The organism is Saccharopolyspora sp. NPDC049357, assembly GCF_040677225.1.
GTDB lineage: Bacteria > Actinomycetota > Actinomycetes > Mycobacteriales > Pseudonocardiaceae > Saccharopolyspora.
This window is the reverse complement of record NZ_JBFAQJ010000045.1, coordinates 45,054-52,169: the sequence shown is the minus strand read 5'-3', so window position 1 is coordinate 52,169 and position 7,116 is coordinate 45,054. Positions and strand designations below refer to the sequence as shown.

Sequence of the window (7,116 nt, the reverse complement as noted above, 5' to 3'; positions counted from 1 at the left end):
CACAAATAAACCTGCCCTATACCTCTTTTACCCCCATCTTCGAGATTACTTTCTTCCTATACGCGTTGGCCTCCAACAGCCCCCCCGCCCCCCCGGCGGCGGGCCCGCGGGCCTAGTCCCGCGGGCCGGCGACCGACCCAACCTGGCACTTGCTTCAACCGGTGGCACCGCGAGAAGCACCATTCGACCAAGGGAGAAGACCCGACGTGCTTGACGTCAACTTCTTCGATGAACTCCGCATCGGCCTCGCCACGGCCGACGACATCCGCCAGTGGTCGTACGGCGAGGTCAAGAAGCCCGAGACCATCAACTACCGAACCCTGAAGCCGGAGAAGGACGGACTCTTCTGCGAGAAGATCTTCGGTCCGACCCGGGACTGGGAGTGCTACTGCGGTAAGTACAAGCGGGTCCGCTTCAAGGGCATCATCTGCGAGCGCTGCGGCGTCGAGGTCACCCGCGCCAAGGTGCGTCGTGAGCGGATGGGCCACATCGAGCTGGCTGCCGCGGTCACCCACATCTGGTACTTCAAGGGCGTTCCCTCGCGGCTGGGCTACCTGCTGGACCTGGCCCCGAAGGATCTCGAGAAGATCATCTACTTCGCGGCCTACGTGATCACCGGTGTGAACACCGAGCTGCGGCACAACGACCTGTCGACGCTGGAGAGCGAGATCAGCGTCGAGCGCAAGCGGACCGCTGACCAGCGCGACGCCGACCTGGAGGCCCGGGCCCAGAAGCTCGAGACCGACCTGGCCGCGCTCGAGGCGGAGGGCGCCAAGAGCGACCAGCGCCGCAAGGTCAAGGAAGGCGCCGAGCGCGAGATGAAGCAGCTGCGCGACCGCGCGCAGCGCGAGCTCGACAAGCTCGACGAGATCTGGGACACCTTCACCAAGCTGGAGCCCCGTCAGCTCATCGCCGACGAGGTCCTCTACCGCGAGCTCTACGACCGGTACGGCGAGTACTTCACCGGTGGCATGGGCGCGGAGGCGATCCAGACCCTGCTGTCGAACTTCGACATCGGCGCCGAGGCCGAGTCGCTGCGCGAGACCATCCGCAGCGGCAAGGGCCAGAAGAAGCTGCGCGCGCTCAAGCGGCTCAAGGTCGTGGCGGCCTTCCAGGCCACCGGCAACGACCCGAGCGGCATGGTGCTCAACTGCGTGCCGGTCATCCCGCCGGACCTGCGTCCGATGGTGCAGCTCGACGGTGGTCGCTTCGCGACCTCCGACCTCAACGACCTGTACCGCCGCGTGATCAACCGCAACAACCGCCTCAAGCGACTGATCGACCTCGGCGCCCCCGAGATCATCGTCAACAACGAGAAGCGGATGCTGCAGGAGTCCGTGGACGCGCTGTTCGACAACGGCCGTCGCGGACGTCCGGTCACCGGCCCGGGCAACCGGCCGCTGAAGTCGCTGTCCGACCTGCTCAAGGGCAAGCAGGGTCGTTTCCGCCAGAACCTGCTGGGCAAGCGAGTCGACTACTCGGGCCGTTCGGTCATCGTCGTCGGCCCGCAGCTGAAGCTGCACCAGTGCGGTCTGCCGAAGGAAATGGCCGTCGAGCTGTTCAAGCCCTTCGTCATGAAGCGGCTGGTCGACCTCAACCACGCGCAGAACATCAAGTCCGCCAAGCGGATGGTGGAGCGCCAGCGCCCGCAGGTGTGGGACGTGCTGGAAGAGGTCATCGCCGAGCACCCCGTGCTGCTCAACCGCGCTCCCACGCTGCACCGCCTGGGCATCCAGGCGTTCGAGCCGCAGCTGGTGGAGGGCAAGGCCATCCAGCTGCACCCGCTGGTCTGCGAGGCGTTCAACGCGGACTTCGACGGTGACCAGATGGCGGTCCACCTGCCGCTGTCGGCCGAGGCTCAGGCCGAGGCCCGGGTCCTGATGCTGTCCAGCAACAACATCCTGTCGCCGGCCTCCGGTCGGCCGCTGGCGATGCCGCGTCTGGACATGGTCACGGGCCTGTACCACCTGACCCGCCTGGTCGAGGGCGCCAAGGGTGAAGGTCTGGCGTTCTCGTCGGTCGGCGAGGCGATCATGTCCTTCGACCGCGGTGTGCTGGACCTGCAGGCCAAGGTCAAGATCCGCCTGCGGGACCTGGTCCCGAACGCGCAGCAGATGCCGGAGGGCTGGGAGCCGGGTCAGGCGTGGATCGCCGAGACCACGCTGGGCCGCGTCTGGTTCAACGAGCTGCTGCCGGAGGACTACCCGTTCGTCGACGACCTGCTGCCGAAGAAGAAGCAGGCCGCGATCGTCAACGACCTCGCCGAGCGGTACCCGATGGTCACCGTCGCCCAGACGCTGGACAAGCTGAAGGACGCCGGTTTCCACTGGGCCACCCGTTCCGGTGTGACCGTGTCGATCACCGACGTGGTCGTGCCGCCGAACAAGACCGAGATCCTCGACGGCTACGAGGCCAAGGCCGACCAGGTCGAGAAGCGGTACCGCCGTGGTGCGCTGTCCTACCAGGAGCGCAACGCGGAGCTGGTCAAGGTCTGGACCGCGGCCAAGGACGAGGTCGCCGAGGCCATGGAGACCAACTTCCCCGAGGACAACTCGATCAGCACGATCGTGAAGTCCGGGGCGGCCGGTAACATGACCCAGGTCGTTCAGCTGGCCGGTATGCGTGGTCTGGTGTCGAACCCGAAGGGTGAGTACATCCCGCGCCCGATCAAGGCGAACTTCCGCGAAGGCCTGTCCGTGCTGGAGTACTTCATCTCCAACCACGGTGCTCGAAAGGGTCTGGCCGACACGGCGCTGCGTACGGCCGACTCGGGTTACCTGACCCGTCGTCTGGTCGACGTCTCGCAGGACGTCATCGTTCGCGAGACCGACTGCAGCACCGAGCGCGGCGTCAAGATGCCGATCGCGGAGCTGCTGCCGGACGGCAAGCTGCTGCGCGACCAGCACGTCGAGACCAGCGTCTACGCCCGCACGACCGCCGAGGACGTCACCGACGCCGACGGCAACATCGTGCTGGCTCGCGGGTCCGACCTGGGCGACCCGGCGATCGAGAAGCTGCTCGCCGCGAAGATCACGAAGGTCAAGGTCCGCAGCGTCCTGACCTGTGAGTCCGCGGTCGGCGTCTGCTCGGTCTGCTACGGCCGCTCGATGGCCACCGGCAAGCTGGTCGACGTCGGCGAGGCCGTCGGCATCGTCGCCGCCCAGTCCATCGGTGAGCCCGGCACGCAGCTGACGATGCGCACCTTCCACCAGGGCGGTGTCGCCGGTGACGACATCACCACCGGTCTGCCGCGTGTGCAGGAGCTGTTCGAGGCCCGAGTCCCGAAGGGCAAGGCCCCGATCGCCGACACCTCCGGCCGCATCCGGCTGGAGGACAACGACCGCTACTGGAAGATCACGATCATTCCGGACGACGGCGGCGAGGAGATCGTCTACGACAAGCTGTCCAAGCGTCAGCGGCTCGCGGCGATCTCGGTGGACGGCACCGAGCGGCAGGTCTCCGACGGCGACCACGTCGAGGTCGGTCAGCAGCTGCTCGAAGGTGCGGTCGACCCGCACGAGGTGCTGCGCGTGATGGGCCCGCGCGAGGCCCAGCTGCACCTGGTGAACGAGGTGCAGGAGGTGTACCGGTCGCAGGGTGTGGGCATCCACGACAAGCACGTCGAGGTCATCGTCCGCCAGATGCTGCGCCGGGTCATCATCATCGACTCGGGTGCCACCGAGTTCCTGCCCGGTTCGCCGGTCGAGCGCTCGCAGTTCGAGGCGGAGAACCGCCGCGTCGTCGCCGAAGGCGGGGACCCGGCTTCCGGCCGTCCGGTGCTGATGGGCATCACCAAGGCGTCGCTGGCCACCGAGTCGTGGCTGTCGGCGGCTTCCTTCCAGGAGACGACCCGCATCCTCACCAACGCCGCTATCGAGGGCGCGAGTGACAAGCTGGTCGGCCTGAAGGAGAACGTGATCATCGGTAAGTTGATCCCGGCTGGTACGGGCATCAACCGGTACCGCAACATCCAGGTGCAGCCGACCGAGGAGGCACGGGCCGCGGCCTACGCGATCCCGTCCTACGACGACAGCTACTACACCCCGGATGTGTTCGGCGCCGGCACCGGTGCGGCCGTCCCGCTGGACGACTACGACTTCGGCCGCGACTACCGCTGAAGTCCGAAGTAACCAGGCGCCCCCTGCCCGACTCCTCCGGGCAGGGGGCGCTTTCTTCGCTTCAACCGATGTTCGTCGTGGGTGTTGTTGTGCGCTATTACTAGCGCTGGGATTCGTCGGCGGTGGCGTCCGCGGACGAGGGCTGCGCGTCGTAGTGGTCGGCGAGGGCTTCCGCCTCGATCTTGGGCATGGGGAGCGTCTGCTCAGCGGGGGCTGGACTCATGCGACGGAAGTTAGTGCAGATCCATGGTCAGGCGGAACCGCTGTTGATCATTTCGTTGACTTTCGAGCATGAAAAAGCCCCTGCTGGGCAGGGGCTTTTTCATGTCCAGGGGGCCATGCCTGGGAGGGGACCACGGCGCCCCGGGAGTCCTCGGGTCAGCCTTCGAGCTCGGCGAGGGCCTTGCGGACTCGCTCGACCTCGGCTTCGAGCTCGGCGAGCTTGGCCTCGTGCTGCTGGCGGGCTTCGTTGATGACGCCTTCGATTGTCTCGGAGATCTCCGAGTTGAGCTCGGCGGCGGCCTTGGACACGGCGGCTGCTGCGACCGGCAGGGCCTGCACGACGCGCTTGCCCTGGTGCATCAGGTCGGCCTGCCACTCGCCGTCGGCGGTGCCGGTGACGGTGAGCGTGAGCTCGACGGTGCGGGTCTTCTTCGCGGTGCTCTTGCGGGTCTGGCGCTTCTTGGGCGCCTCAGCCTGAGCCTCGGAGGACTCGGTGGCCGCCGGAGCCGGGGTTTCGGACGAGGGGGCCTCGGTCGCGACAGCGGAGGGCGCCGTGCTGTCCGCGCCGGTGGTCTCGGCCGGAGTGGTCTGCTCTTCGGTCAACTCTGTGCTCCTGTGTATCGCGGGAGGGGACACCAGAATAGAACAGGTGTTCCCCATCTGTTGCAGTGGACACGCCGACGACGCGCAGTGTCGCCTGAACGGGTCACCGTTCGAGGACGGTGACCAGGGCTTGCAGTGCGGGACGGAACGCGCGGTCGGAGGGCGCCGCGTACCCGACGATCACGCCGGGCGGGTGCGAGCCGGGGCTGAGCCAGTGCGGCCCCAGCACCTGGAGCTCCACCGACCGCCGCCGCGCCCTGTCGAGGACTTCGAGTTCCGTGGGTCCTTCCGGATCCAGCTGCAAGGTCACGTGCAGTCCCGCCGAGATCCCGGCCGGGTGGGGCCGGTGGTTCGCACGCATCCCGCGCAGCGCTTCACCGAGCTGGGCGCGGCGCTGACGGTAGGCGGCGCGCGATCGGCGGACGTGCTGATCGTAGGCCCCCGACAAGATCAACTCAGCCATGGCCAGCTGTTCGAACAGCGGAGCGTGCAGTCCGCTGTGCCGCTTGAGCTCCCGGACCGGTTCCACCAGCCGCGAGGGCAGCGCCAACCAGGCCAAACGCAGCGCGGGCGCCAGCGTCTTGCTCGCCGTGCCGGCGTAGACGACGTTGTCCGGCGCCATTCCCTGGAGCGAGCCCATCGGCTGCCGGTCGAAGCGGAACTCGCCGTCGTAGTCGTCGTCGATGACGAGCATGTCCTCGTCCTTGGCGCGCCGCGCCAGCTCCGCCCGTCGCGCGGAGCTCATGCTGACGCCGAGCGGGAACTGGTGCGCCGGGGTGACCACCACTGCTCGGCTGCGCAGCAGCGACACGTCGATGCCCTCGTCGTCGACCGGGATGCCGTGCACCGACATCCCGAACCCGGTGGGGATGTCCCACAGGTGCGGCGCCGACGGGTCCTCGAAGTCGACGGAGGACTCGCCTCGATCGGCAAGGGCATTGCTGAGCAGCGACAACGCCTGCGTGTAGCCGTTGCAGACGATGATGTTGGCCGGTGTGGTCGCCACCGCCCGCTCGCGCGCGAGGTAGCCGGCGAGCGCCTCGCGCAGCCGCGGATGCCCCTGCGGATCGCCGTAGTCGAGGTCGTCGGTGGGCACGTCGCGCAGCGCGCGGCGGCTCGCCGCCAGCCAGTCCCGGCGCGGGAAGGAGCTCAGGTTCGGCCGACCCGAGCGGAAGTCCCAGCGCGCGACGTCCGGCTGCGCGGGCTCGGGCGCGTCGGGCTGCGCGGGGGTCGCGAGCAGTTCGGCGACGACGGTGGGGGCGCCCTGCCGGGCGACCAGGAACCCCTCGGCGACGAGCTGGTCGTAGGCGCGGGTGACGGTGCCGCGCGCGATCCCGAGCTCCTGGGCGAGCGAGCGCGTCGAGGGAACCCGGCTTCCGGCCGGCAGCGACCCGTCCCGGACGGCGGACCTGAGGGCCTCGGTCAGCTGCCTGCTGTCCGGGTGAACCAGCCCAGCGAACCATCCCACCGTCACGGTCCAGACCTTAATACCTGGAGCGGTGCCCGGTCCGCGCAGCGGTACCTCCCGGGACACCGTGATTCTCGCCTCGGTGGGAAAAATCCGATCCGGCCTGCCGGCGCACGATCGGTTGATAACGTGCTCAGCCGCTGGACAGTTGATCGACGGGGAGTGTCGTGGCGGAGGATTTCGGCAGGGACATCGGTGCCGCCGAGCGGATGGTTCGCGAGTGGCAGGACCGGGCGGCGGAGAAGGCCGAGAAGTTCAACCGCCTGCAGCAGCAGGTCGAGCGGATCTCGGTGACCGAATCCTCCCGCGATGGCGCGATCCGGGTGACCGTGGCGTCCACCGGGATGCTGCAGGACCTGCAGCTCGCCGACAACGCCAACAACCGGCCGATGCCCAGGCTCGGCGCGGAGATCATGCGGCTCGTGCAGCAGGCGCAGGCCAAGATCCCCGGGCAGATGCAGCAGGCCGTCGAGGGCACCGTCGGGCTCGCCGACTCGGCCGCCCAGCACGTGCTCGACCAGGCCCGCAAGCACTTCCCGGAGCCCCCGCCCGAGGAGGAGCCGCCGCGCGGCGCCCGGCCGAACGAGATCCGCCCGGCCGCCGAGGACGACTACCAGCCGCCGCAACGTCGGCAGTCGCCCGGCCGCCGCAGGCCCGACGACTTCGACGACGACTTCGGCAACGGCTCCTTCCTGCGCTGACCCG

The 7,116-nt window shown here is 68.4% G+C and carries 5 protein-coding genes; 2 read left to right on the top strand and 3 right to left on the bottom strand.

Going from position 1 to position 7,116, the window contains the following annotated elements; genetic code table 11:
• The first annotated feature begins 206 nt into the window (after positions 1–206).
• Positions 207–4,118, top strand: a complete 3,912-nt coding sequence (locus AB0J91_RS28040; protein ID WP_363786208.1) for a DNA-directed RNA polymerase subunit beta' — start codon at positions 207–209, stop codon at positions 4,116–4,118.
• Between the two features lie 100 nt (positions 4,119–4,218).
• Here the strand turns inward: AB0J91_RS28040 and AB0J91_RS28035 are convergent, their stop codons facing one another.
• The 3 genes from AB0J91_RS28035 to AB0J91_RS28025 form a co-directional block, all read right to left on the bottom strand.
• Complete coding sequence (locus tag AB0J91_RS28035; RefSeq protein ID WP_363874652.1) at positions 4,219–4,341, bottom strand: hypothetical protein; 123 nt, start codon at positions 4,339–4,341, stop codon at positions 4,219–4,221.
• Positions 4,342–4,496: 155 nt separating this feature from the next.
• Positions 4,497–4,943 carry a DUF6319 family protein gene (locus AB0J91_RS28030; RefSeq protein WP_363786212.1) on the bottom strand — a complete coding sequence of 149 codons (447 nt, stop codon included), beginning with the start codon at positions 4,941–4,943 and terminating at the stop codon, positions 4,497–4,499.
• Positions 4,944–5,046: 103 nt separating this feature from the next.
• The gene (locus AB0J91_RS28025) at positions 5,047–6,411 is read right to left on the bottom strand and encodes a PLP-dependent aminotransferase family protein (RefSeq protein WP_363874650.1); all 1,365 of its coding nucleotides are present in this window, start codon (positions 6,409–6,411) and stop codon (positions 5,047–5,049) included.
• A 167-nt stretch (positions 6,412–6,578) separates the two neighbouring features.
• Between AB0J91_RS28025 and AB0J91_RS28020 the strand changes: the two genes are divergently transcribed.
• A complete protein-coding gene (locus AB0J91_RS28020; RefSeq protein ID WP_363874648.1) occupies positions 6,579–7,112 on the top strand; it encodes a YbaB/EbfC family nucleoid-associated protein in 534 nt (177 codons plus the stop codon).
• Positions 7,113–7,116: the final 4 nt, after the last annotated feature.